Annotated in this window: 1 protein-coding gene and 1 pseudogene; both read left to right on the top strand. The window is 55.4% G+C overall.

Annotation, left to right across the window (positions count from 1 at the left end):
* Positions 1–290, top strand: a pseudogene (locus tag JKK62_RS09285) (hydrolase); the annotation flags it as partial.
* 3 nt (positions 291–293) lie between these two features.
* Positions 294–1002, top strand: a 709-nt coding sequence (locus JKK62_RS09280; protein ID WP_436286309.1) for a DNA ligase LigA-related protein, incomplete at its 3' end; no start/stop codon positions are given.

Genomic DNA, 1002 nt, shown 5'->3' with positions numbered 1-1002 from the left:
TCAACGTCAAGAACGAGCAGACGGGACAGTGGGAGAAGGTGCCTTATTTCGCGATAGACGACCAGTTTCCCTACGGTCACGGTGAAAAGTCCGTCTTTCTGATCGAGCGCAAAATGCGGCTCAAAATCGAAGAAGCTATGGCGATTCGCTGGCACATGGGCGAATTCGGCGACAAGAACAGCAACACCATCAGCCAGGCTTATGATAAATATCCGTTGGCGGTCAAGCTCCATCTCGCGGACTTGGAATCCACCTACCTTCGCGAAAAAGGAACATCCGCAGTTAAATAATGCATGAACGGTGATACTATGACTTTAGAAGCGGCAAAGCTCCGTGTTGAGGAGCTGACGCGCACCCTTGAATACCACAACAACCTATATTATAATCAGGACGAGCCGGAGATCTCCGACTATGAGTACGACATGCTCCTGCGCGAGCTTGAAAACCTCGAAGCGGAATTCCCGTCGCTTAAACGCGCCGATTCGCCCACCAACCGCGTCGGCGGCAGCGCCGGGGAGAAATTTTCGCCGGTCACGCATACAGTACCCATGGAGAGCCTGCATGACAGCTTTTCTGCGGAGGAACTGCGAGAATTTGACCGCCGCGTGAGAGAAACGGCGCCTGACGCGCGTTACGTCGTCGAGCCGAAGTTCGACGGACTCTCGGTCTCCTGCGAATACCGCAACGGCGTTTTCGTGCGAGGTTCCACACGCGGCGACGGCACCACCGGCGAGGATGTGACCGATAACCTCATGACGATCAAGAGCCTTCCCAAGCGGATCCCGAACGCGCCGGCATTTCTGGAGGTTCGCGGCGAGGTCTATATGTCCTTCAAGAGCTTTGAGGAGCTCGTGCGCCGTCAGGAGGAAAATGAGGAAAAACCGGCAAAAAATCCGCGCAACGCGGCGGCAGGTTCCCTTCGACAGAAGAACGCGAAGATCACCGCCGAGCGCGCTTTGGATATCTTCGTGTTCAATATCCAGCAGGTCACGGACGTGACCT

It is taken from the genome of Ruminococcus difficilis, assembly GCF_016680995.1.
This window is presented reverse-complemented; position numbering and strand designations above follow the sequence as displayed.